The organism is Acuticoccus sediminis, from assembly GCF_003258595.1.
Taxonomy (GTDB): Bacteria; Pseudomonadota; Alphaproteobacteria; order Rhizobiales; family Amorphaceae; genus Acuticoccus; species Acuticoccus sediminis.
Window position 1 is genome coordinate 236,587 of sequence record NZ_QHHQ01000006.1, and the last position, 23,724, is coordinate 260,310.

The 23,724-nt window shown below is 69.5% G+C and carries 28 protein-coding genes; 8 read left to right on the top strand and 20 right to left on the bottom strand.

Annotated elements, in window-relative coordinates; translation table 11 throughout:
* Positions 1–85 precede the first annotated feature (85 nt).
* The 6 genes from DLJ53_RS25040 to lgt are packed head-to-tail and all read right to left on the bottom strand — an operon-like array spanning position 86 to position 5,686.
* On the bottom strand, positions 86–1,255 hold the full coding sequence (locus tag DLJ53_RS25040; RefSeq protein WP_111350348.1) for a glycosyl transferase family 90: 1,170 nt from the start codon (positions 1,253–1,255) through the stop codon (positions 86–88).
* Positions 1,234–1,725: a hypothetical protein gene (locus DLJ53_RS25045; RefSeq protein WP_111350350.1), complete on the bottom strand. Its 492-nt coding sequence runs from the start codon at positions 1,723–1,725 to the stop codon at positions 1,234–1,236. Before DLJ53_RS25045 ends, DLJ53_RS25040 begins: the two co-directional genes overlap by 22 nt.
* Complete coding sequence (locus tag DLJ53_RS25050) at positions 1,722–2,873, bottom strand: M24 family metallopeptidase (protein WP_111350352.1); 1,152 nt, start codon at positions 2,871–2,873, stop codon at positions 1,722–1,724. The genes DLJ53_RS25045 and DLJ53_RS25050 overlap by 4 nt, the downstream gene beginning before the upstream one ends.
* Positions 2,874–2,876: 3 nt before the next feature.
* Positions 2,877–3,662 (bottom strand): peptidoglycan editing factor PgeF, encoded by a 786-nt coding sequence (gene pgeF, locus DLJ53_RS25055; RefSeq protein ID WP_226577014.1) that lies wholly within the window; start codon positions 3,660–3,662, stop codon positions 2,877–2,879.
* Between the two features lie 39 nt (positions 3,663–3,701).
* Entirely contained in the window at positions 3,702–4,802 is a 1,101-nt protein-coding gene (locus tag DLJ53_RS25060) for a class I SAM-dependent methyltransferase (protein ID WP_111350354.1), read from the bottom strand.
* Positions 4,799–5,686 carry a prolipoprotein diacylglyceryl transferase gene (lgt, locus tag DLJ53_RS25065; RefSeq protein WP_111350356.1) on the bottom strand — a complete coding sequence of 296 codons (888 nt, stop codon included), beginning with the start codon at positions 5,684–5,686 and terminating at the stop codon, positions 4,799–4,801. Before lgt ends, DLJ53_RS25060 begins: the two co-directional genes overlap by 4 nt.
* Positions 5,687–5,824: 138 nt before the next feature.
* Here lgt and DLJ53_RS25070 point away from each other — a divergent pair, with 138 nt between their 5' ends.
* The 8 genes from DLJ53_RS25070 (at position 5,825) to DLJ53_RS25105 (ending at position 11,118) form a co-directional block, all read left to right on the top strand.
* Positions 5,825–6,133, top strand: a complete 309-nt coding sequence (locus DLJ53_RS25070; protein WP_111350358.1) for an accessory factor UbiK family protein — start codon at positions 5,825–5,827, stop codon at positions 6,131–6,133.
* Positions 6,134–6,293: 160 nt separating this feature from the next.
* Positions 6,294–6,797 carry a type III secretion system chaperone family protein gene (locus tag DLJ53_RS25075; protein WP_111350360.1) on the top strand — a complete coding sequence of 168 codons (504 nt, stop codon included), beginning with the start codon at positions 6,294–6,296 and terminating at the stop codon, positions 6,795–6,797.
* A gap of 41 nt (positions 6,798–6,838) precedes the next feature.
* Positions 6,839–7,633 (top strand): pyrroline-5-carboxylate reductase, encoded by a 795-nt coding sequence (gene proC, locus DLJ53_RS25080; protein WP_111350362.1) that lies wholly within the window; start codon positions 6,839–6,841, stop codon positions 7,631–7,633.
* A gap of 98 nt (positions 7,634–7,731) precedes the next feature.
* Positions 7,732–8,757, top strand: a complete 1,026-nt coding sequence (locus DLJ53_RS25085; protein WP_162409534.1) for a TetR/AcrR family transcriptional regulator — start codon at positions 7,732–7,734, stop codon at positions 8,755–8,757.
* Between the two features lie 66 nt (positions 8,758–8,823).
* Positions 8,824–9,174, top strand: coding sequence for a tRNA-binding protein (locus DLJ53_RS25090; protein ID WP_111350366.1), 351 nt, complete (start codon positions 8,824–8,826; stop codon positions 9,172–9,174).
* Positions 9,171–9,767, top strand: a complete 597-nt coding sequence (pncA, locus tag DLJ53_RS25095; RefSeq protein WP_111350368.1) for a bifunctional nicotinamidase/pyrazinamidase — start codon at positions 9,171–9,173, stop codon at positions 9,765–9,767. Before DLJ53_RS25090 ends, pncA begins: the two co-directional genes overlap by 4 nt.
* 64 nt (positions 9,768–9,831) lie before the next feature.
* Positions 9,832–10,533, top strand: a complete 702-nt coding sequence (locus tag DLJ53_RS25100; protein WP_211100679.1) for an FAD-binding oxidoreductase — start codon at positions 9,832–9,834, stop codon at positions 10,531–10,533.
* A 105-nt stretch (positions 10,534–10,638) separates the two neighbouring features.
* Positions 10,639–11,118, top strand: coding sequence for a GFA family protein (locus DLJ53_RS25105; RefSeq protein WP_111350372.1), 480 nt, complete (start codon positions 10,639–10,641; stop codon positions 11,116–11,118).
* Between the two features lie 72 nt (positions 11,119–11,190).
* Here the strand turns inward: DLJ53_RS25105 and DLJ53_RS25110 are convergent, their stop codons facing one another.
* From DLJ53_RS25110 to rpsF, 14 genes are all read right to left on the bottom strand, one after another.
* Positions 11,191–11,919 (bottom strand): SDR family NAD(P)-dependent oxidoreductase, encoded by a 729-nt coding sequence (locus DLJ53_RS25110; RefSeq protein WP_111350640.1) that lies wholly within the window; start codon positions 11,917–11,919, stop codon positions 11,191–11,193.
* Between the two features lie 5 nt (positions 11,920–11,924).
* Complete coding sequence (purF, locus tag DLJ53_RS25115; protein ID WP_211100680.1) at positions 11,925–13,373, bottom strand: amidophosphoribosyltransferase; 1,449 nt, start codon at positions 13,371–13,373, stop codon at positions 11,925–11,927.
* Between the two features lies 1 nt (position 13,374).
* Positions 13,375–14,148 (bottom strand): CvpA family protein, encoded by a 774-nt coding sequence (locus DLJ53_RS25120; protein WP_111350374.1) that lies wholly within the window; start codon positions 14,146–14,148, stop codon positions 13,375–13,377.
* On the bottom strand, positions 14,148–15,560 hold the full coding sequence (gene radA, locus DLJ53_RS25125) for a DNA repair protein RadA (RefSeq protein ID WP_111350376.1): 1,413 nt from the start codon (positions 15,558–15,560) through the stop codon (positions 14,148–14,150). Before radA ends, DLJ53_RS25120 begins: the two co-directional genes overlap by 1 nt.
* A gap of 36 nt (positions 15,561–15,596) precedes the next feature.
* Positions 15,597–15,995, bottom strand: a complete 399-nt coding sequence (locus DLJ53_RS25130) for a GFA family protein (RefSeq protein ID WP_111350378.1) — start codon at positions 15,993–15,995, stop codon at positions 15,597–15,599.
* A 142-nt stretch (positions 15,996–16,137) separates the two neighbouring features.
* The gene (gene alr, locus DLJ53_RS25135; RefSeq protein ID WP_111350380.1) at positions 16,138–17,226 is read right to left on the bottom strand and encodes an alanine racemase; all 1,089 of its coding nucleotides are present in this window, start codon (positions 17,224–17,226) and stop codon (positions 16,138–16,140) included.
* 64 nt (positions 17,227–17,290) lie between these two features.
* Positions 17,291–17,611 carry a hypothetical protein gene (locus DLJ53_RS25140; protein ID WP_111350382.1) on the bottom strand — a complete coding sequence of 107 codons (321 nt, stop codon included), beginning with the start codon at positions 17,609–17,611 and terminating at the stop codon, positions 17,291–17,293.
* A 10-nt stretch (positions 17,612–17,621) separates the two neighbouring features.
* Positions 17,622–19,091, bottom strand: a complete 1,470-nt coding sequence (locus DLJ53_RS25145) for a replicative DNA helicase (RefSeq protein WP_111350384.1) — start codon at positions 19,089–19,091, stop codon at positions 17,622–17,624.
* A gap of 227 nt (positions 19,092–19,318) precedes the next feature.
* Positions 19,319–19,711 carry a GFA family protein gene (locus DLJ53_RS25150; protein WP_111350386.1) on the bottom strand — a complete coding sequence of 131 codons (393 nt, stop codon included), beginning with the start codon at positions 19,709–19,711 and terminating at the stop codon, positions 19,319–19,321.
* A 66-nt stretch (positions 19,712–19,777) separates the two neighbouring features.
* Entirely contained in the window at positions 19,778–20,566 is a 789-nt protein-coding gene (locus DLJ53_RS25155; RefSeq protein WP_111350388.1) for a class I SAM-dependent DNA methyltransferase, read from the bottom strand.
* Positions 20,563–21,807: an SAM-dependent methyltransferase gene (locus tag DLJ53_RS25160; RefSeq protein WP_111350390.1), complete on the bottom strand. Its 1,245-nt coding sequence runs from the start codon at positions 21,805–21,807 to the stop codon at positions 20,563–20,565. The genes DLJ53_RS25155 and DLJ53_RS25160 overlap by 4 nt, the downstream gene beginning before the upstream one ends.
* Positions 21,808–22,020: 213 nt before the next feature.
* On the bottom strand, positions 22,021–22,611 hold the full coding sequence (rplI, locus tag DLJ53_RS25165; RefSeq protein ID WP_111350392.1) for a 50S ribosomal protein L9: 591 nt from the start codon (positions 22,609–22,611) through the stop codon (positions 22,021–22,023).
* 201 nt (positions 22,612–22,812) lie between these two features.
* Complete coding sequence (rpsR, locus tag DLJ53_RS25170) at positions 22,813–23,061, bottom strand: 30S ribosomal protein S18 (RefSeq protein WP_075221125.1); 249 nt, start codon at positions 23,059–23,061, stop codon at positions 22,813–22,815.
* Entirely contained in the window at positions 23,061–23,537 is a 477-nt protein-coding gene (rpsF, locus tag DLJ53_RS25175) for a 30S ribosomal protein S6 (RefSeq protein WP_111350394.1), read from the bottom strand. The genes rpsR and rpsF overlap by 1 nt, the downstream gene beginning before the upstream one ends.
* Positions 23,538–23,724: the final 187 nt, after the last annotated feature.

The window sequence follows — 23,724 nt, forward strand, 5'->3', positions numbered from 1 at the left end:
GGAATGTTTCGGGCGATCGTGGGGCGAACGGTTCATCAGTGCGGCAAACGCGCCACTCTGGCTGGGGACAACCCGCCCGCGCCCCTCATGCCAGAAGCCGCGCGTCGAGGCCATCCCCCGGCACGAGGCGGACCTTGGCGAAGTAGGCCTCGAGCACCGCCTCGGTGAGGGCGCGTTCCGCCCCGGCGTCGAGGAACGGCGCCATGAAGGCGCGGGCGTTGGCCGAGATCCGCCGGCACGCGGCGTCATTGTCGAGGCACCATGCGAAGGCCTCCTCGAGGTCGGAGAGGTCCGGCCGTACCGGCACGTAGTGGACGAATGGCTCCAGGTGCCGCTCGCACGCCCACGACTCGCAGCGCGGCCGCGGCATGAGTACGACGGAATTCGACGCCAGCATCCACTTCAGCCCGGACGCCACGTCGTGCCCCTCCAGGCTGAGGAGGTAGCGCGAGCCGAGGTGCTCCTCCAGCGAAAGCGTCTCCTTCACCGCGGTGCGGAGCGCGGCGGTGAGGACCGCGTCGCCGAGATTGTCCACCGACGGGGTGAGGTGGGAGAAGCCGAGGTCGATGGCCGGGTTCGTGTTGCGCGCGTTGAACTGCGGCACGAAGGAGCGGCTGCCCCGGTCCAGGCTGCCGGGCCGGTCGAGCTGCAGCCCGGTCGTCTTGCCCCGCCACACAAGGCGGCGCGCCTTCTTCTCGAAGGGCATGTCCGCCGCCTCGACCTTGCCCAGCGACCCGAAGTGCCAGGCATAGTTGAGCGGAAAGAGGACGCTGAGCCCGGCGAAGCCGGCCGGCCGCGACTTGACGAGGGTCGGAAGCTCGTACGCCTCGACGTTGTCGGAGACGAAGACAAGGAAGGGGTGCCCGGTGGCGATCTCCCCGTGGTCCACGGAGACGGGTGCGACGTAGGTGCGGAAGAGGCGGCTCCGGCGCCGCTCGGGATGGTCGGTCAGGAACCGCCGTCCGCTGGCGTAATGCGCTGCGGCCGCCTCGAACGCCGCGCGGTCCATGCCGGTGCGGCCGATCATCTGCGGGTGGCCGGTGTCGACGCGGAAGGTGGCGGTCTCGATCGACGCCAGTGCGCCGAGACAATGGGTGAGGCGCTGGTCGAACGAGAGCGCGGGCCGGAGGGTCCGGGGCGGTGTTCCGCCGAATACAGGTTCCCAGTCGGCCCGGCCGCGTTCGCTGACGGCGAACGTCGCCGTCCGGCGCTTCTTCCTGCGACGCGAGGGGATCAGGCGTCCGAGTAGAGCCATGCACGCAGGCGCGCCGCGAGGCGCCGGGCGATGATGTCGAGATCGCCCTCGCTCACCGACGACCAGGGGTCGCCCTCGGTCGAGCTCGACCGCTTGGTCCCGGAGATCCGGTGGACGCGGCGGCCCGACACGTCCTTCACGTCGAACACGTAGAAGACGAGGGAGTTGGTGTCCTCGGACACCGCCGTCAGCGTGCCTTCCACCTGGAAGAGCGCCTTGCCGCCGGGGCGCTTGATGATCGTGAGGCCCTCGTCCTCCGAGCGGCGCCAGATCCGACGCAGGAGCTCGTCGGCGACGTTGCCGGGCATGCCGGGGAAGGGCGCGAACGCGAACGTCGCCTCCTCGGGGCGGCCGACGGCGGCGATGGGCGAGTAGGCGTTGTTCTGAACCCCGGTCGCGAGGCCGGTCAGCCGCGGCGCGTCGCAGGCCGTAAGCGCCAGCGTCAGGAGGAGGGCCAGGACAACCCTCATTTGGTCAGCATTCGCGGTGCGAGCGCGGACAGCGGCTCCGGGTCGGCGTCGGTCGTCAGGAACGTGCGGCCGAGGGTCATCGCCGTCCCGCTCTCCGAATCGAGCAGGATCATATGCGCGAACAGCACCATGTTCGGCACGATCTTGGCGGGATTGGCAGGGTAGAACATGGGCCACTGCATCCAGGACGGGGTAAATGCTGCGCCCAACGAATAGCCGCAAGCGTTTAAACGGAAGCTACCCATACCACGCTCGTGCAGCACGCGGGCATGGGCGTCGTACACATCCCCGAAGGTGTGGCCCGGACGCATCGCTTCGCGCACCTCGGAGAGCGCCGCGTCGGCCGCCTCGAACATCTCGGCATGGCGCGGGTGGGGCTCGCCGATCACCACCGTCTCCATCATGGCGACGTGGTAGTGGCGGTAGACGCCGGCGAACTCCAGGGTGAGCTGGTCGTTGGCGTCGAGCGCGCGGCGGCCGGAGGCGTAGCGCACCAGCAGCGCCTTCTCGCCCGAGCCGATGATGAACTCGTTTGCCGGATAGTCGCCGCCGCCCGCCAGCACGGCACCCTGCATCGCGGCGAGGATCGCGCCCTCGTCGGCGCCGGGCTTCACGAGGGCGAGGCCCGATGTCAGCGCCTCGTCGGCGAGCTGGCCGGCCCTTCGCACGTACTCGATCTCCGCCGGGCTCTTCACGCTGCGCAGCTCGGGGATGATCGTCGACGCCTCGACGAGGGTGCCGAAGCTCTCGAGCTGCTCCTGGACGCGCTTGCCGTTCTTCGCGGTGAGGCCGTGGGTGTCGGTCTCGATGCCGAGGCGGCAGCCGAGGAGGTCCATCTCGAAGAGGTGGTCCTTCAGCGCCTTGGCGGGATCCGAGCCGGCACGGTCGGCCCAGACGATGATCTCGTCGATGATCGAGGTCTGCCGCGCCTGCCTGAGGTCCGCCGAACGCGTGATCAGCGCCAGTCGGCGGTTCTTGGTGACGACGAGGCACTGGAAGAAGACGAAGCCGAACGTGTCGTAGCCGGTCAGCCAGTACATGCTCTCCTGGGAGAAGAGGAGCATGGCGTCCAGACGGTGCTCCGCCATCTCGGCCTGCAGCCGGTCCATCCGCGCGTCGAATTCGTCGCAGGTAAAGTGCAGAGCCATGGGTCAGGCCTCCAGTGAGATGGCGCTGAGGAGGCTGCCTTGGCCGGCCTCCTTGCGGTGGGTGCGCCGACGATACGAGTAGAAGCGCGTCTCGTCCGTGTACGTGTCGCAGGCGAGGTTCTCGACCGCGCCGACGCCGGCGTGCCGCAGCCGCGCGGTGACGTAGGCGGGGAGATCGAACATCAGCCGTCCCTCGGTCTGCGAGGGGACGAAGAAGGGGGCGGTGTCGATGCCGCGCGGCGTGTCGCTGGCGAGCGAATCGCGCAGTTCCGGTCCGACCTCGTAGGAGGGCTGGGCGATGGTCGGGCCGATGGCGACGACGATGTGGTCCGCCTCGGCGCCGGCGCCCAGCATCGCGGCGAGGGTCGCCTCCAGGATGCCGCCGACGGCGCCGCGCCAGCCGGCGTGGGCGGCACCGACGACACCGTTGCGCTCGTCCGCGAAGAGGACCGGCGCGCAGTCGGCGGTGCGGATGCCGAGGGCGATGCCGGGGACGGCCGTCACCATGGCGTCCCCCTCGGGCCGGTCGAGGCTCGGGCCGGCGACAGTGTGGGCGATCGCCGAGTGCGTCTGGAAGAGCATCACGAGGTGATCGCGCGCAACGCCCATGTGGGATGCGACCCGGTTGAGGTTCTCGGCCACCGCGACCTGATCGTCGGCCGATCCGGTGCCGGTGTTGAGCGAGGCGTAGATGCCGGTCGACACGCCGCCCTCACGGGTGAAGAAGGCATGGCGAACCCGCGGCAGCGCAAGGCTTTCGGCCGAAATCGGCTCCGGCGGACGGATCACGGGCGGCACCCTCGTTGCTGGGTCAATCGGCCGCTCCTATCAGTCAGCCGGGCCGTTCACAACCTGGAAGCCGGGGGGAGGGGCCGGCCGGGCGGTGATCGCCAGCGCCTTGAAGAGGGTCCCCATTTCCCCCTCGCCAGCGCCGGCGAGGCGGCGCACCACGGCCTCGATCATCGCCCGCTCGTCGTCGCCGGCGCGCGAGCCCAGCGCGCCGGCCCGCTGCAGCAGGCCGAGGTTGACGAGGAAGTCGCCCTGGTCGACCGGGCCGTGGGCGACCGCTCCGGCGCTGGTCGCCGCCGTCGCGAGCGCGGTGAAGTCGACGTGGGCGGAGAGGTCCGACTCGCCGGGCCGGTCGAGGACGTCCACGTGCTGGTGGCCGCGCACGGCCTGCAGCGTCTCGCCGAAGCCGGTGGTGGCGTCGGGCGTGCCGGCGGTGGCGTAGCCGTAGTCGATGACGAGCGCCGAACCGACGTCGTGGGTGACGAGGCCCTGGGCGATGGTGCGGATCATCGTCTCGGCCCCCGGCCGCAGCTCGCGCACCGCGCCCTCGGGCGCGTCGGCGGAGAGCGTCAGGGGAAAGGGCGACAGGCCGAAGGCGAGGGCGCCGTCCGCGAGGCCGACGACCCGCTCGTACCAGCGCCCGTCCCGCCGCACGACCTGCCGCACGGGCAGCGCGTCGAAGAACTCGTTGGCGACGAGGTAGAAGGGGCGCTCGGTGGGCGGCCCGTCCGCCCAGGCGACGTTGGGGTGGAGCGGGGCGAGGGTCCTGCGCTGGAGCTGGCGCAGCCGGTCGGACGCCTCCACCAGGACGACCCGGCTCGCGCCGATGAAGCGCGGGTCGGTGGCGCAGACCCGCAGCACGTCCCGCATCAGCGTTCCCCGGCCGGGGCCGAGCTCGACGAGGTCGAACGGGGCGGGCCGCCCGTCGGCTTGCCAGCGGTCGAGGAGGAAGGCGCCGACGATCTCGCCGAACATCTGGCTGATCTCCGGGGCGGTGATGAAGTCGCCCGCCGTGCCGAAGGGCTCGCGCTGCGCGTAGTAGCCGTCCGGATCCGTCAGGCACGCGCTCATGAACTCGGCGACGGTGATCGGTCCGGTGAGGGCGATGCGGCGGGCGAGACGCTCGGCGACCGGGGTCATGGCGTCTCCGGCTTGGCGCGGGCGTCGGCATCCGGTTGCGGCGCGTCCGGGTAGGCCGGGCGGGCGAGCGCGCACCATACGACGATCGCACCGATGACGATCATCGGCCCGGAGAGCATCATCCCCATCGTGAGGTCGCCGAAGAAGAAGCCGAGCTGCTGGTCCGGCATGCGGAAGGTCTCGCCGATGATGCGCATCACGCCATATCCACCCCCGAAGAGGCCGAGCGCCAGTCCCGGGCGCCTCAGCGCGCCCATTCTGACGGCGATGCCGACGATGACGAAGAGCAGCACCCCCTCCATGGCCGCCTGGTACAGCTGGCTGGGGTGGCGGGGGATGTCGCCGGCGCGCGGGTCCGGGAAGACGATGGCCCACGGAACGTCGCTCGGACGGCCCCAAAGTTCGCCGTTCACGAAGTTCGCGAGGCGGCCGAAAAAGAGACCGATAGGTACGACGGCCGCCATCACGTCGAGGACGGCGACGAAAGAGATGCGTTTGACGTGGCAATAGGCGACGACCGCAATGATGACGCCGATAAGTCCGCCGTGGAACGCCATCCCGCCATCATTGATCCGCACCATCTTGATAGGATCGGCCAGATAGACCCCGAGATCGTAGACGAGGATGTAGCCGAGCCGTCCGCCGACGACGATGCCGAGCGTCACCCAGGTGACGAGGTCGTCGATGTCCGTGACCGTGGGGCGGGGTCGCGTCCCCCACAGGCCGGAGGCGCGCACGAGGCGCCGGGCATAGGCCCAGCCCAGAAGGATGCCGGCGATATACGCCAGGGCATACCAGCGAATCGGAATCGAGAGGTCGGCGAAAGGGATCGGAATGACAATTGCATTCGGATCGATGGCCGGAAAAGGGATGACTGGCAGCATGGGAGCACTCGCGGACTGCGGACTTATCGAGTATCGCGGGCGGGCGCGACACGCTGGTGAAGGACATCACTTGTCCGGTCGCCCGGAAGGGACCAAGTCCCTCGGAATATATACCGTCGCCTTGCACTGGAGAGCGTCATGACACAGACGAACAACCGCCTCATCGACGAGATCGCCCGTCTCGCGACCGACGCGGCCGCCGTGGCCCAGGGTGCGCGGCGCGAGGTGGAGGGTGCCATGCGCTCCCAGGTCGAGCGTCTGCTCTCCGAGGCGAACGTGGTCCAGCGGGACGACTTCGAGGCGGTGAAGGCGATCGCGGTCCGCGCGGCCGACGAGGTCGACGCGCTGCGGGCTCGGGTGGAGGCCCTGGAGGCGAAATTGTCGCCGCCGGCACCGGCCGAATCCGAGGCTCCGGACACCGGGCATTCGGCCCCCGGTCCGCAATAGTTCGGGCCGTGGACCGCGTGCGCCTCGCCCTTTCCTTGCCGCACCTTATCTGATCTCCTGTCGGCGACAGCGCGGGATTCGCTCCCCTCGCGCTCTCTACGTCGTCCCAAGCGCGGGAGCCCCGAAGGGCCTTGTCCCCCGCGTGCTGAAAGGATCAGCGATGAGCTTGATCGATTACGACGAATTCTCTCAGACCGCCAATCCCATCGACCGCATCGAAGAGGTGGCCAACGGCAACGACTGGACGTACGAGCGCGTCGGCGACGACGAAATCACCATTTCGGTCACCGGGCGGTGGAGCGCCTATCACGTCGCCTTCACCCACATGGACGAGTTCGATTCCCTCCACATCGCGGTCGCCTTCGACCTCAAGGTCACGGAACCGCGCTACACGGAGGTGACGCGCCTGCTCGCCCTCGTCAACGAGCGGATGTGGATGGGACACTTCGACCTGTGGAGCAAGGAAGGCGTCGTCATCTTTCGCCACACGCAGCTTCTCGCGGGCGACGAGCTGCCGGCGACGAGCCACGTCCAGGCGCTTCTGTCGCACGCGGTGGAGACGTGCGACAGCCACTACCAGGCGTTCCAGTTCGTCGTATGGGCGGGGAAAAGTGCGGCGGACGCGCTCGAAGGCGCGCTCTTTGAAACCGTAGGTGAAGCGTGACCTCGGACCTGATCCGGGACGCTGAGGCCAGAGACCGAGACATGTCGCCTGAACGTCCCCTCCTTCTCGTCGGCGCCGGCAACATGGGCGGCGCCATGCTGGAAGGCTGGCTCAATGCGGGGACCGACCCGCGCTCCATCGTGGTCGTGGACCCCGCCGCCGATCTCGACACGCCGCGCCGTCCGGGCCTGCGCGTCTACACCTCGCCGCCGGACGTCGTCGCGCACACCGTCGTCCTCGCGGTGAAGCCGCAGAGCATGGCGGAGGTGCTGCCGACCCTGCAGGGCAACGTCGACGGCGACACCATCGTCATCTCCATCGCCGCCGGCATCACGGTGGCGAAGCTGAAGACGCTGGGGCGCGGGCCGATCGTGCGATCGATCCCGAACACCCCGGCGGCGATCGGCCAGGGGATGACCTGTGCCGTCGCGATCGACGCCACCCCGCACGTGATCGAGATCGCGAACGAGCTGCTCGGCGCGCTCGGCAAGGTGGCGTGGGTGGACGACGAGGGGCTGATCGACGCGGCGACCGCGGTCTCAGGCTCCGGTCCGGCGTACGTGTTCCACCTCGTCGAGGCGATGACCGCGGCGGGGGAGGCGGCCGGCCTACCGTCCGACGTCGCGGCGGTGCTGGCGCGGCAGACGGTCGTCGGCGCCGGTGCGCTGCTTGCGCGCAGCCCGCTTGATCCGGCCACGCTGCGCCGCAATGTGACCTCTCCGGGAGGCACGACCGCCGCCGCGCTGTCGGTCCTCGCCGACACCGGGGCGCTGACCGAGCTGATGACGCGCGCCGTCGACTCCGCGGCCAGGCGGTCCCGCGAGCTCGGCAGCTAGGGCCACGCCGGCAGGAGCGGCCGGCGCGATCGCAAGGCGCGGCCTGTCCAGACGGGCGCGCCGTGGGCGGGCACCCTCCCGCCCGAACGGAGGAACGGGTGACGACGTCCGACGCAATCATCGACGCCACGCTGGCGCTGCTCGAGACGCGGACGTTCGACCGCATCTCCCTTCAGGACATCGCTGACGAGGCGGGCATCGGCCTCTCCGCGCTCAATGCCGCCTTCGGCAGCCGTGGCGAGATCCTCGACGCCTTCATGCGGCGGATCGACGGCGAGGTGCTGGAGGGCTCGTTCGAGGACATGGCGGACGAGCCGCCGCGCGAGCGCCTGTTCGACGTCCTGATGACCCGGCTCGACGCGCTGCGCCCCTACCGCGCGGCGCTCAGGTCGCTGATGCGCTCGGCGACCCGCGACCCGGCGCTGGCGCTCTCGCTCAACGCGCTGGCGGTGCGCTCGCAGGTGTGGATGCTGGCGGCGGCGGGCGTCGACGCGTCCGGCTTCCGCGGCGGCATCGCGGCGCAGGCGCTCTCGATGGCGTTCATGCGCGTCCTGCGGATCTTCGTGACCGAGGACGACCCCGGCATGCCGCGCACCATGGCCGCCCTCGACCAGGAGCTTCGCCGCAGCGAGAGCCGCCACAACCGCCTCGCCCGCTGGCTCGGCCCGGCCGTCCGCGCGCGCAGGGCCCGCGAGGACCCGGGCGCCGGCGTGGCGGCGGGCGCCTCCAACGGCGCGGCCCCGGCCGCCGATGCAACGGAAGCCGCCGGCTCCGCGACAGGGACGGCCCCGCGGCCCGCCCGCGCCGCCGCCGACCCCGGCCGAGCCGAGACGGTCACAGCCGCCGAAGAGCCCGCCGCGCCGACGACGCCCGAGACCGATGCCGCGCCCGACGCCTCGGGCGGCACCGCGCGGCCGAAGGCGTCGCGGGGGACAGCTGGCAAGGCGGCTGGCCCCGCTCGAGGCTCGTCGCGCGGGGCGGCGAAGGCCGGCGCGGCGAAGGGCGCCGGAGCGAAGGGAGCGGCGGGCCGGAGCGCCAGCCCCAAGTCCCGGACGGCGCAGGCCAAACCGGCGCGGAAGACCACTCGGGGCGGCAAGGCCCGGGACGACAGCACGGGAAACTGACCGGCCCGTGACAAGGGCGCCGCCGAGGAGGGTGGCGCGCTCGCGGACGCATGCTAAACGTGGCGCATGAGCGCACCGAGCACCCCTATCGTCTTCGACGACTTCATGAAAGTCGACATCCGCATCGGCACCATCGTCGCCGCGGAGCCGTTCCCCGAGGCGCGCAAGCCCGCGATCAAGATGCGCATCGACTTCGGCGAGGCCGTCGGCGAGAAGAAGTCGTCGGCCCAGATCACCGTTCACTACAAGCCGGACGAGCTCGTCGGGCGGAAGGTGATGGCCGTGGTCAATTTCCCTCCGCGCCAGATCGGCAAGTTCATGTCCGAGGTGCTTGTGCTCGGCTACGAGGACGAGGGCGGCGCCATCGTCCTCGCGGTGCCCGACAAGGACGTGCCGAACGGCGCGCGGCTGATGTGAGCCACGCTCTCCTCGTCGTCGACGTCCAGAACGACTTCTGCCCCGGCGGTGCGCTCGCGGTGCCCGAGGGGGACGTCATCGTCCCCGGCATCAACGCCGCGATGGCGGAGGCCGCGGCCGTCGTCCTCACGCAGGACTGGCATCCGGCCGGCCACTCGTCGTTCGCCTCCCAGCATCCCGGCCGCGCGCCGTTCGAGATGATCGAGATGGCGTACGGCCCGCAGGTCCTGTGGCCGGACCACTGCATCATCGGCTCCGAGGGCGCGGCGTTCCACCCGGATCTGGTGACGGACCGGGCCGAACTCATCATTCGCAAGGGCTACCACCGGTCGGTGGACAGCTACTCGGCCTTCTACGAGAACGACCGCACGACGCCGACCGGCCTCGACGGCTACCTGCGCTCGCGCGGGATCGACAGCGTGACGCTCGTCGGCCTCGCGACCGACTTCTGCGTCGCCTATTCCGCGCGCGACGCGATCCGGCACGGCTACGAGGTGACGGTGCGGATGGAGCTCTGCCGGGCGATCGACCTCGACGGTTCGTTGGCCGCGGCGACGGTGGAGCTCGCCGGGATGGGTGTCGCGCTCGTCTGACGATCACAATTCGCAGCATCGATGGGACGATTCCGGGCCTTCTGCGTTCACTCTCCGAATTTATGTGGAGAGTGCGATGCTATACACCCTGACCTTGCAGCGTATTACGCCCGTCACACCGGATACGGTACACTTGGTGTTTGATCGTCCGGCCGGGTACGATTTCTTGCCGGGACAGGCGAACCACTGGGGACTTGATATTCCCGGCTTCCGCGATGCGGGAAAGCCGTTCACGATTACGTCGCTGCCGGATCAGGACAGGCTTGAATTCGTCATCAAGATCTACAACACCGCCGAACACCCGGACCATGACGGCGTCACGGAGCGCATCGGCCGGCTGAAGCCCGGCGACAAGGTGTTCGTCGACGGGCCGTCCGGCGACATCCGCGACCGGGGGCCGGGGGTGTTCGTCGCCGGCGGCGCGGGGGTAACGCCGTTCATCCCGATCCTGTTGCAGCGCCAGCGTGCGGGCGAGGTCGGTGGCAGCACGCTGATCTTCTCCAACAAGTGCGAGGCGGACATCATCCTGCGCGACACCTGGGAGAGCATGGACGGGCTTCGCTCGATCTTCGTCACCACTGAGGAGGACGGGCCGCTTCACCGCGACGAGATTGACGCCGGCTTCATCGACGAGATGGTGGGCTTCGACAACCGCTTCTATGTATGCGGTCCGCCGCCCATGATGCGCGCCGTCATCGCGGACCTGCGCGCCTACGGCGTGCCCGAGGAGCAGATCGTGGTGGAGTCGAAGTGGCTCGAGGGCTGAGCGGGCAGGGGAAGCGGCGCGTTCTGCCATAGCCCTTGCTGGCCGGCCTCCCTATGCTGCCGGGCCGAAGGCGGTCCCGACGGCCGCATAAAGAGGGAGGCCACGATGGCGGACATTCTTGCCGGAGGCTGCACGTGCGGTCGGGTACGCTATGAGATGCAGGGGCCGCCCATGATCGTCCATGCCTGCCATTGCACCTGGTGCCAGCGCGAGACCGGCTCGGCCTTCGCCACCAACGCGATGATCGAGGCGGACCGGGTGCGCCACACCGGCGAGGAGCCGGAGATCGTCCACACGCCGAGCGCCAGCGGCAAGGGCCAGATGATCGCGCGCTGCCCGCATTGCCGGGTGGCGATCTGGAGCAACTATTCCGGGTCGGGCCCACGCATCCGCTTCGTGCGGGTCGGCTCGCTCGACAATCCGCACGCCATCGTGCCGGACATTCACATCTTCACGTCGACGAAGCGGCCATGGCTGACGCTGCCGGAGGGGGTGCCGGTCGCGGCGGAATACTACCGGCGCAGCGAGGTCTGGTCGGCGGAGAGCATTGCCCGGCGCGAGGCGGTGCTGGCCCGGCCAGACTGACGGCGGCCGCCCGCTCGCCTGACCCCGAACCGGGGAGCGTCCCGGCCGGAGCGGCATTGCGAGACCCCCCCCCTAGACGAACGCCTTGTCGGTGAACGACCAGGTGGCGCCGTTCCGGTCGAAGCCGGTGGCGCACATCGCGGCGATGTAGGGCGCGATCTCCTCGGGCGCCGGGAGGGTCATCGGGTCCTCGCCCGGGACGGCGGCGGCGCGCATGCCGGTTCGCACGGGACCGGGGGAGAAGAGGTTGGCGCGGATCGGCGTGTTGGCGACCTCGGCGGCGTAGGTCGCGACGAGCGCGTTCAGCGCGGCCTTGGAGATGCTGTAGACGCCCCAGTGGGCCCGCAGCTTGGTCGCGGCGCCGGACGTCAGGAACACGCAGCGCGCGGCCTCCGCGCGGCGCAGGATCGGGTCGAGCGTGCGGATGAGGCGCCAGTTGGCGGACACGTTCACCTCGAACGTCTCCTTCCACACCCTCTCGGGGATGTGGGCGAGGGGCGAGATGCGGCCCAGCACCCCGGCGTTGCCGACGAGGATGTCCAGCTTGCCCCAGCGCTCGTAGATCGAGGCGCCGAGACGGTCGACGCCGGCCCCGTCGGTCAGATTGAGGGGGACGAGGGTCGCCGAGCCGCCGACGGCCTTGATGCGGTCGTCCAGCGCCTCCAGCGGCTCGACCTTTCGGCCGACGGCGATGACGTGGGCGCCACGGCCGGCGAGGTCGACGGCGACGGCCTCACCGATGCCGCGGGTGGCACCGGTGACGACAGCGATTTTCCCGTCCAGTCGGCCGGGGTCGGACAGTTCGTTCACGCCTTCTCCAGGAACGCGAGATGATCTTGGGGCAGGCGGTCGGTGCGGTCCGTGAGGGTCGTCGGATATTCGCCGGTGAAGCACGCGTCGCAGTACTGCGGCACGTCGTGGCGGGAATCCTGACCGGCCGCGCGGTAGAGGCCGTCGATCGACAGGTACGCCAGGCTGTCCACGCGGATGTAGCGGGTCAGCTCCTCGACGGACATGCGCGAGGCGATCAGCTTCGACTTCTCGGGCGTGTCGACGCCGTAGAAGCAGGAGTCGGTGGTCGGCGGGGAGGCGATGCGCATGTGCACCTCGGCCGCGCCCGCGTCGCGCACCATCTCGACGATCTTCATCGAGGTCGTGCCGCGGACGATGGAATCGTCGACGAGGACGACGCGCTTGCCCTTCAGCACGGAGCGGTTGGCGTTGTGCTTCAGCTTCACGCCCATGTGGCGGATCTGGTCGGACGGCTCGATGAAGGTCCGCCCGACGTAGTGGTTGCGGATGATGCCGAGCTCGAACGGGAGCCCCGCCCCCTCCGCGTAGCCGATCGCAGCCGGGGTGCCGGAGTCGGGAACGGGGACGACGATGTCCGCGTCCGCGGGCGCCTCCATCGCGAGCTCGCGGCCGATGCGCTTGCGCACCTCGTAGACCGACAGGCCGCTGATCGTGGAATCGGGGCGGGCGAAGTAGACGTACTCGAAGATGCAGAAGCGGTTGGACGGGCGGTCCGGGAAGGGGCGCACCGATTCCATGCCGCGGTCGGAGATGACGACCATCTCGCCCGGCTCGACCTCGCGCACGAAGCGCGCGCCGATGATGTCCAGCGCGCACGTCTCGGACGCCAGCACGAAGGAGCCTTCGAAGTCGCCGATGACGAGCGGGCGGATGCCCAGCGCGTCACGGCAGCCGACCATCAGGTTGTCGGTCAGCGCGACGAGGGCGAAGGCGCCTTCGAGCTGGCGGATCGCGTCGACGAAGCGCTCGATGAACGTCGCCTTGGTGGAGGTGGCGAGGAGGTGGATGAGGACTTCCGTGTCCGACGAGGACTGGAAGATCGATCCGGAGTTGCGCAGCGTCTCGCGGAGCTTGCGCGCGTTGGTGATGTTGCCGTTGTGCGCGACGGCGAAGCCGCCGATCGCCGTCTCGGCGAACAGCGGCTGGACGTTGTGCAGGGCGGGCTCGCCCGTGGTCGAATACCGGTTGTGCCCGATCGCGCAGTCACCCTTCAGGCGGTCGATGACGTCCTGGCTGGTGAAGTTGTCGTCGACCAGGCCCATGTGTCGCTCGAGCCTGAACTTGCCGCGGTCGCAGGCGACGATACCCGCCGCCTCCTGTCCGCGGTGCTGCAGGGCGTGGAGGCCGAGCGCCGTGAGGGCGCTCGCGCCGGGGTTCCGGAAAACCCCGAACACACCGCATTCATCGTTGAAGCGGTCAGCGGTATCGATCAGGCGTGCCAAATCAGTTCGCGCTCGTGTTGCCGCCGAGCGGTTGCGGCTGAATGACGGTGTTGTCGTCAGTGCCGCTGGTGCCGCCGGTGGTCGGAGCTCCAGGCGTCGCGGGCTCCTGCTGCGGGGACGGTTGGTTGCTCGTGGTCCCGGTGCCGGAGGTCGTGCCGGGGGTCGCGCCGGGGGTCGCGGGAACGGCGCCGGGGGTGCCCGGAACCGCACCGGGGGTGCCGATGGTGGGCTGCGAGCCGGCGGGCGGCGTCGAGCTGCCGGCGCCGTCCTCGAAGGCGCCGCGGATCGCCCGCTCCGGATCGTCCGGGATGGCGGCCAGGAGGCGGTTGCCGAGCTCGGACAGGCGCGGGTAGGACGCAGCGGTGGTCACCCACGCCGGACGCTCGGGCGCGGCCACCAGCCAGTTGAAGAAGATCACCGCCACGACCACGAGGAGCAGGCCGCGGGCGGCACCGAAGACGAAGCCGACGAGACGGTCGACTGGGCCGACGGGGGAATCCATGACGAAGTCGGAGATCTTCATCGTGATGAGCGACACCACGATCAGCGACACCAGGAAGATGCCGGCGGCGGACAGTCCGATCGCGATGGTCTGGTTGTCCACGTACTGCGAGACGTACGGAAGCGCCTGCTCGTAGAACATATAGGCAAGGATCGCCGCAGCGACCCATGCGGCGATGCTCAGCACTTCGCGCACGAAACCGCGGAACATGGCGAGCACTGCCGAAATGAACACCACGGCAATGACAACGCCGTCGAGGATCGCGATATTCATCAATCGTCTCCGAAAGAGGAGGCCTGCCGCTCGTCGGCAAAACCGTTTGGTGCGATGCGGTGAACCAAATCGCTAAGCAATGCAACCTCACTGGTTGCGCAACCCTCGCTATCCGCAGCCGCCTGCGGCGGAACGATGGCTCCGCGAAATCCGAGCTTCGCCGCCTCCTTGAGACGCCCGCTGGCATGGGGCACAGGACGCACGCGGCCCGAAAGACTCACCTCACCGAAATAGACCACGTCCGGCGGAAGGGCGATCCCAGCGCGAGAAGAAATCAGCGCTGCTGCAACCGCAAGATCGGCCGCCGGCTCAGCAATTCTAAGGCCTCCTGCCACCGCGAGATAAATATCGTGGCTGGATAACACAAGCGCGCACCGGGCTTCCAGCACGGCCAGGACCATGGAGAGGCGCGAAGAGTCCCATCCGAGAACGGCGCGGCGCGGCGTGGCGAGGCGGGACGGTGCAACCAGAGCCTGTACCTCGACGAGGAGCGGACGGGTCCCCTCCATGCCCGCGAACACCGCCGCGCCCGGTGACGAGACGTCGCGTTCGCCTAAAAACAATTCCGACGGGTTGTCCACTTCGCGCAAACCGCCGCCGGTCATCTCGAAGACGCCCAGCTCGTCGGTGGGCCCGAAGCGGTTCTTTGACCCTCGAAGCAGCCTGAATGCATGACTGGGGTCGCCCTCGAAGGTGAGGACCGCGTCGACCATGTGCTCCACGACCCGCGGACCGGCGAGCTGACCGTCCTTGGTGACGTGGCCGACGAGGATGACCGCGGCACCCGACAATTTGGCATACCGGATCAGCGCCTGCGCCGAGGCTCTCACCTGCGTCACGGTGCCTGGGGACGCCTCGGCGATGGAGGTCTGCAGCGTCTGGATCGAGTCGATGACGACGAGGGCGGGAGGGGGCCCGGCCGACAGCGTCTCAAGGATGGTCTCGACCTCCGTCTCGGCCGCGAGGGCGACGGCGGACTTGTCGGCGCCGAGGCGCCGGGCACGGAGCTGGACCTGGGCGGTCGCCTCCTCGCCGGTGACGTAGACGACGCGCCGGCCCGAGTCCGCGAGCGTCGCCGCCACCTGCAGGAGAAGGGTGGACTTGCCGATGCCAGGGTCGCCGCCGATCAGGACGGCCGAACCGGGGACGAGGCCGCCGCCGGTGACGCGGTCGAACTCGGCGATGCCGGTCTCGATGCGCGGGGCCTCGGGGATCGGCGTGTCGAGCGAGGACAGCACGAGGCGGCGGCCCTTGGCGCGCGAGGTCTTGCCGGTGGCGGCCGCCATGATGTCGGCGGTGGCGGCCTCCTCGACGATGGTGTTCCACTCGCCGCAGGACTCGCATTTGCCCGACCAGCGCGACGTGACGGCGCCGCATTCCTGGCAGACGAACCGCGCGGCACGCTTGGCCAATGGCAGCTCCTTTGATGAGGCGGCAGGGGGCCGGCCTCAGTCGGGGTCGGTCTCGTACGTCGCGATCCCCTCCGGCAGCCGCACCCAGTGGTGGCGGCGGCTGTCGTAGACGGACGCCCGCGGGGCCGGGAAGCCGGGGTCGGCGAACGCGCCGACGGCCACGGACACGTAGTCCGAGCCCTCCTCGGTATGAAAGACCGTGGTGCCGCATCGGGGGCAGAAGCGAAAGACCATGCGCGAGCCTTGGTCGCCGATGCGCACATATTCCGTCGCCTCGCCCGTCACCGTGTAGGGCGGCAGGAACGCCGCGAGCGTCGCGAACACGCTCCCGGTGCGACGCTGGCAGGCGATGCAGTGGCAGATCCCGACGGCCCTCGGCTCGTCGACGACGTCGATGCGGAGCCCGCCGCAGGAGCAGGTTGCGGTGCGTGTCATGGTCTGAACCCTCACCGGTGGCGCCCGGCCGGCACTTTAACGCCGCACGGCGCCGGACCGGAAGCCGCGGCCTCAATCGCCCGCCGTCAGACCGGAACGTCGAGGTCTAAGCCGCTATTTCCCGCTTCGCTGTAGCGATCGGTCAGAGCGGGGCGATCCGCCGGTCTGCGCGGTGGGTCAGGCCGGTGAAGAACTCGTAGCCGATGGTGCCGGCGTGAGCCGCGACGGTGTCGACCGGCACGTTGGGCCCGATCATCTCGATGTAGTCGCCCCGGACGCAGGGGACGCCGGTGACGTCGACGGCGATGAGGTCCATCGAGACGCGGCCGATGAGACGCACGGCATGGCCGTTGACGAAGGCGGGCGCCCCGGCGTGGATGTCGGACCCGCCCGCGGCGCGGATGTAGCCGTCGGCATAGCCGAGGGAGACGATGGCGATCCGGCTCGACCGCGTCAGCGTCTGCGCTGCGCCGTAGCCGACGGTCTCGCCGGCGACCCCCTCGCGCACCTGGATGACGCGCGCCTCGAGCCGCACGGTCGGCTCCAGCGCGGTGGTGCCCTCCGCCGCGACGGCGCCGTACATCGCGATCCCGGGCCTCACGAGGTCGTAGTGGGCCTGCGGGCGGGTGAGGATCGCGGCGGAGTTGGCGAACGAGGCGGGGACGGACGGGTGCGCCCGGCGCGCGGCGGCGAAGGCGGCCTCCTGCGCGGCGTTGAGCGAGTGGTCCGGCGTGTCGGCGCAGGCGAAATGGCTCGCGATCAGGGCCGGCGCGGGGCCGGTGTAGGCGACGGCCTCCGCGACGCTGACGCCGAGCCGGTTCATCCCCGTGTCGACGTTGAGCGCGAAGGGGGCGTGCTCCGGCCAGTCGGCGAGGGCGTCGAGGGAGGAGATGAAGGGGCGGAGCCGGTCGCGGACGGCGTCCTCGACCCCGTCGAAGAGGCCGTTGAGGACGTAGATCTCGACGTCCGGCAGGAGCCGGCGGAGCCTGGCGCCCTCGGCGTGGAGTGCGACGCAGAAGGTGCGGCAGCCGGCGGCGGCGAGCTTCGGGGCGACCGCCTCGATGCCGTGCCCGTAGGCGTCGGCCTTTACCACGGCGGCGCAGGCGGCACCGGTGCGGGCCGCGAGCGTCTTCCAGTTGCGCACGACCGCGCCGGGGTCGACCGTCAGGCGCGATCCGGTCCATGCGGCCGGGGCCGGGGCGGGCGGGGTCTGGGAAGCGGCAGCGAGCATGAGGTCAGCCTAACGTGCCACGCGGCGAGGGCAAATGCCGCTTTGCGCAGGGCTGCCCTCAGCGTCAGTCGGTCGTGATCGCCTCGAAGCGGCGGATCATTTCGGCGAGGAAGTTCAGCTCCTTCTCGCCGAGGCGCTTCTCGATGGTCGGCAGGTCCGCCTCGGTGACCTGCGACTCGCCGCGCACGATGGGCGGGAGGCGCTTGAGCTCCGGCGTCGGGTCGAGCCGCGAGCGGTGCACCACCACCTCGAGGTTGGCGCGGTCGACGAGCCCGGAGACCCGCAGCCGCTCCAGCTCCGCGGCGAGGAGCTTGGCCTCGCCCGCCAGCGTCACCGTGGCATGCACGTAGCCGACCGGAACCGCGTCCTTGTCATAATCCGCCATAACGTCCGTCCTACTCGTACGTCACCGCCACCTGACCCGGCGCGAGGTTGCCGAAGCGGGTGAGCTCGGCCTCGAACTGCAGCTTCACTGTGCCGGTGGGGCCGTGGCGCTGCTTGGCGACGATCACCTCGGCGATGCCGTGGCAGGCCTCCATCTTGGCCTCCCACTCGAAGAACTCCTGGCTGCCCTCCGGCGGCTTGCGAGACTGCAGGTAATACTCCTCGCGGAACACGAAGAGCACCACGTCCGCGTCCTGTTCGATGGAACCGGATTCGCGCAGGTCCGCAAGCTGCGGCCGCTTGTCGTCGCGGTTTTCCACCTGTCGTGAGAGCTGGGAGAGCGCGACGATGGGGACTTCCAGCTCCTTGGCGAGTGCCTTCAGGCCGGTGGTGATCTCGGTGATCTCGTTCACGCGGCTTGCGCCCGGCTTGCCCGAGCCCGACAGCAGCTGGAGATAGTCGACGATGAGGAGGTCGAGCCCCTTCTGCCGTTTCAGCCGGCGCGCGCGGGCGGCGAGGGCGCCGATGGAGATGCCGCCGGTCTGGTCGATGTAGAACGGGAGCGTCTGCATCGCGGTCGCGGCGGAGACGAGGTCCTGGAACTGGTGCTCCTCGAAGGCGCCGCGCCGGATGAGGGCCGAGGAGATGCCCGACTGCTCGGCGAGGATACGGGTGGCGAGCTGCTCGGCCGACATTTCGAGCGAGAAGAAGCCGACGATGCCGCCGTCGACGGTCTTGTTGACGCCGTTCTCCATCCCGCGGCGGAAGGCGCGCGCGACTGCGAAGCCGATGTTGGTGGCGAGCGAGGTCTTGCCCATCGCGGGACGGCCGGCGAGGACCACGAGGTCGGAGCGCTGCAGGCCGCCCATCAGCCGGTCGAGGTCGGACAGCCCCGTGGCGATGCCGGAGAGGGCGCCGGCGCGGTGGAACGCGGCATCCGCCATCTCGACTGCCGCGGTGAGGGCGTTGGTGAAGTCGACGAAGCCCTGGTTGATCTCGCCGTTCTCGGCGAGCTCGTAGAGCTTGCGCTCGACGCCCTCGATCTGCTGGCGCGGCGTGACGTCGACGTCGGACGTGTAGGCCTCGCTCACCATCTCCTCGCCGATGGTGATGAGCTGGCGGCGGACGGCGAGGTCGAAGATGCTGCGGCCGTAGTCGACCGCGTTGATGATGGTCGTCGCATTGGCGGCGAGGCGCGCGAGGTACTCCACCGCCGGCAGCTCGGCGATGGTCTCCTCGGCGGCGAAGAACGTCTTGACCGTGAGCGGCGTCGCCACCTTGCCGGCGCGGATCAGCTTGCCGGCGATCTCGAAGATGCGCCGGTGCGGCTCGACGTAGAAGTGCTCCGTCTTGAGGAAGTCGGAGACGCGGTAGAACGCCTCGTTGTTGACCAGCAGCGCGCCGAGCAGTTGCTGCTCGATCTCGACATTCTGCGGCGCGGTGCGGATTTCGAGTGCGGCGTGGTCGAGCGGCTGGTTCATCGTGGCTCCCGTCGGTTCTCCCGACGGTGTACGCCGGAGAGCGATCCGGTTCGCGCCTGACACGCGGAACAGACGCGAACCCTGCCGTTCTCCACTCGCTGTGGATGGGTTAACGGTGAATTAAGGCTAACGGAAATGATTCGCTTGACCACGGCCGCGCGGCCGAATCGCCCGGGTGCGTCGCCCGTCGGCGACCGGGGCAGGGGTCTGGGTCGGGGCCGGGCGACCTAGTCCTCGTCGCGGCCCGTCCTCTCGCGATCGCGCTCATAGCGGTGGGCGAGCGGGAAGGGCGGCAGCCAGCCCTCGCGGCGCACGGTCCAGAGCTCGTAGGTCGGCGTGAGCTGGTCGGGCGCGTCCAGCGCGCCGAGGTGCACCTCGACCTCGTCGCCCGAGCGCGAGTAGACGGACGAGCCGCAGCGCGGGCAGAAGAACCGCCCCGCGAAGTCGCGCGTCTCGCCGTCGACCGTCACCGCGGCCTCGGGGAACACGGCCGACGCGTGGAAGAGGGCGCCGTGGTGCTTGCGGCAGTCGAGGCAGTGGCAGAGACCCACCCGGTACGGCCGCCCCGACGCCACGAGCCGGACATCGCCGCAAAGGCATCCCCCGGTGAAACGCTCCATGCTTCCCTCTCCCGGTCGGTCGGGACGGACGGCGTACGGCGGGCGGGAGTTCCGCCCGGGCGCCGGTCAGCCCGTCTTCTTCAGGACGAAGAGGTCGCCGGGGACGGGGACGCCTTCCTCCAGGCGGACCGTGACGGGCTCCTCGGCGACCACCTCGAGGCCGTTCGCGGCGTGGGTGGCGTGGATGTAGGCCGGGGCGTGGGCGAAGCGCTGGGTCTGGGTGACGCGCCAGCCCGCCTCGGCCCGCTCGGTCGAGGCGACGAGGAGCCCGCCCGGCACGAGGCAGCGTGCGGCGGCCCCGGCGAAGGCGGTCAGGTCGCCGAGGTAGGGCCAGACGTCGGTGGCGACGACGAGGTCGAACGGCGCCTCGTCCCACTCCTCAAGGAAGGCCACGGCCTCGGCGACGTAGAGGTCGCCATAGATGCCGCGCGCGTCGGTCATCTCCAGCATCTCCTCGGCGAGGTCGACGCCGACGATCTCCCCGGCGAGGTCGGCGAAGGCGACGCCGGCGAGACCCGTGCCGCAGCCGAGGTCGAGCATGCGCGCGGGCGGCGTCACGAAGGGCCCGGCGAGGCGCCGGGCGATCGCCGGCACGTCGTAGCCCAGATCGCCGACGAGGATGGCGTCGAACGCCTCGGCGTGCTGGCCGAACAGGGTGGCGACGTAGGAGGGGGGAGCGGCCGCCGGCGTCGCCGCGCCGTACTTGGCGAGGCGCATGACGACGCCGCAGTGGTCGTCCGGGTCGATCTCCAGGCAGCGCCGGAACAGCCGGGTCGCGGCCTCGATGTCGCCGGCGTCCTCGGCGGCGCGGGCGGCGTCGTAGGCCGTGCCGAGCGCTTCTTCGTCGACGCTCATCCGTGTCGCGCCACGAGCGCCGGCGGGGTCATGTGGCCGGCATCGCGCGAGGCGAGGGAGCGCTCGGCCGAGGTGATGTAGTCGCGGGTCAGTGGCACGGTGTCGATCTTCTTGGCGAGTTGCATCTGGAACACCATCATGTCGCCGGCGCGGAAGGAGGCCTCTGAGCCGGCGAGGTAGAACTCCCACATCCGCAGGAAGGTCTCGTCGCGCAGCTTCAGGACCTCCTCGCGGTGCTCGGTGAACCGGGCGAGCCAGTGCTTCAGCGTCTCGGCGTAGTGCAGGCGGAGGATCTCCACGTCGGTGACGATGAGGCCGGCCCGCTCCACCGCCGGCAGCACCTCCGAGAGGGCCGGGATGTAGCCGCCGGGGAAGATGTAGCGCTCGATGAACGGGTTGGTGGAGCCCGGCACGTCGGTCCGGCCGATGGAGTGGAGCAGCATGACGCCGTCGTCCTTGAGGACGCGGGCGACGGTCTGGAAGTACTCGTCGTAGTAGCCGACGCCGACGTGCTCGAACATGCCGACCGAGACGATGCGGTCGAACGTTTCCGTCACCGCGCGGTAGTCCTGGACGCGGAACTTGGCGTTGGGCTCGTTGGCGGCGCGCTCGTTGGCGTAGGCGACCTGGTTGTCGGCCAGCGTGATGCCGGTGACCTTCGCGCCGGTATTCTTGGCGAGGTAGAGGCCCATCCCGCCCCAGCCGCAGCCGATGTCGAGGACCGTCTGGCCCTCGTCCAGCAGCATCTTGGCCGCGATGTGGCGCTTCTTGGCAAGCTGCGCCGATTCCAGCGACATGTCGAAATGCGGGAAGTAGGCACACGAATACTGCCAGTCCTCGTCGAGGAAGAGGCGGTAGATGTCGTTGCCGACGTCGTAATGGGACTTGGCGTTGCGCCGGGCGACGCGGGCGGTGTTGTGCTGGTGCCAGCGGCGCATGATCCGGCGCATCGCACGGCTCAGCCGCGAGCTTCCGGACGATTCGAAATTCTTGATCAGCATGACGAGAAGGGACGTCAGGTCACCCTCTTCGACGACCCAGAGCCCGTTCATGTAGGCTTCGCCCAGGGTCAGCTCGGGATTTCCGACGAGCGCGCGCTCCGTGGAGGTGTCGGTGAAGCGGATCGCATACCCCGGCCCGGTGCCGTCGCCATAAATATTCTGCTCGCCGGCCGCATCGATGACGGTCAGCGATCCGTCGCGTACAATTGTCCGAAATAACCGGTGTAAAATGGGGTTCATCGCGTCTCTCCTTCGTAGCCAAGGAACGCAGAACCGACGGGCCTCCGCCCCACCGCCACGACAGCGTATCAGTGCCAAATAGACATGGCGCTATGCATTAAACATTCCATCAAAAAAGAATGCCACCGTTACGATGCAACGGTGGCATTCAGATATGAACGATCGTCCGGCGTTGAGAATTCGGCCGGGCGCTCTATGTCGTCGCCGGTCGGATCAGACTTCCGGCTGCTCGCCGAGACCCGGAACCTCGGTCGGCTCGTCGGCGGCGGGCGTCTCGTCTTCGTCCTCGAAGTCGACATCGTCGTCGAAGTCGCGCTCGGCGAGGACGTCCTCACCCTTGGCCTGACGCTCGGCTTCGTCCTGCGAGCGGGCGACGTTGATCGTCACCGGCACGATGACCTCCGGGTGGAGGACGAGGGTGATCTCGTGCAGGCCGATGGCCTTGATCGGCGCGCCGAGGTCGACCTGGCGGCGCTCGACGGAGAAGCCCTCGGCGGTCAGCACGTCGGCGATGTCGCGGGTGGACACCGAGCCGTAGAGCTGGCCCGTCTGGCCGGCCTGGCGGATGGCGACGAAGCTCTTGCCGGCAACGCGCTTGCCCAGCGCCTCGGCGGCCTGACGGCGCTCGGCGTTGCGGGCCTCGAGGTCGACCTTCTGGGCCTCGAACTTGGCGCGGTTGTCGCGGTTGGCGCGCAGCGCCTTGCCCTGCGGCAGGAGGAAGTTGCGGGCGAACCCGTCCTTCACGCGAACCTCTTCACCCATCTCGCCGAGCTTGGGGACGCGCTCCAAAAGAATGACATGCATCGTTCGTGTCTCCGATCTGTCCCGCGTGACAGCGGTTAGGGGCGGCTGCCCCAGATGGGGCCGGCGAACCGGCCGTGGATGGTGACCGGCGAACCGGCCATATGAAACTGCCGTCCGACCGGGGGGACCCGGCCGGGCGGCAGTGGGAAGGTTGCCGGGTGACCGGCAGATCGTGTCGCGGCCGCCGAAACGGCCGGCGAATTACTTAATGACGTAAGGAAGCAGGCCGAGGAAGCGGGCGCGCTTGATGGCCTTCGACAGCTCGCGCTGCTTCTTCGCCGAGACGGCGGTGATGCGCGAGGGGACGATCTTGCCGCGCTCGGAGATGTAGCGCTGCAGGAGCTTGACGTCCTTGTAGTCGATCCGCGGCGCGTTCGGGCCGGAGAACGGGCAGGTCTTCCGGCGGCGGAAGAAGGGGCGGCGGGTCGGAAGCTGAGCGATATCGACCATTATGCCATCTCCCTCTGGCGGCCACCTTCACGATCACGGTCGGGGCGATCGCGGTCCGGGCGGTCACGGTCCGGGCGATCGCGGTCGGAGCGGAAGCTGTCGCCGCCACCGTCCTCGCGCTCGCCACGCTCGCGGCGGCGGCGGTCGTCACGGTCGCGCTTCTGCTTCATGACGGACGGGCCGTCCTCGTGCTCGTCGACCTTGATGGTCAGCGTGCGCAGAACGTCTTCGTTCAGGCGCATCTGACGCTCCATCTCGAGCACGGCGGCGGCCGGCGCGTCGATGTCCATCAGCGCGAAGTGCGCCTTGCGGTTCTTGTTGATCCGGTAGGACAGGGTCTTGAGACCCCAGTTCTCGGTGCGGCCGACGGAGCCACCACCTTCGGCAAGCACGGCCTTGTACTGCTCGACGAGTTCGTCGACAGCCTGACCGGACACGTCCTGGCGGACCAGGAAAACGGTCTCGTAAAGGGGCATGTAGCGTCCTCAAGTATCCCCACCGACCATCGGCGGGGCGTCTCAGCGTCGGCGCAAAGCCTCGTCGAAGTGCCGGTGAGGGCTCCTCGACCTTCGCGAGCAGGGACACGGGCGGATCGGAATCGCGACTTCTGGAACGAAGCAGCGCTCCGGATGCGACAAACGCACCCGCCGTTCAGCCCCAGGC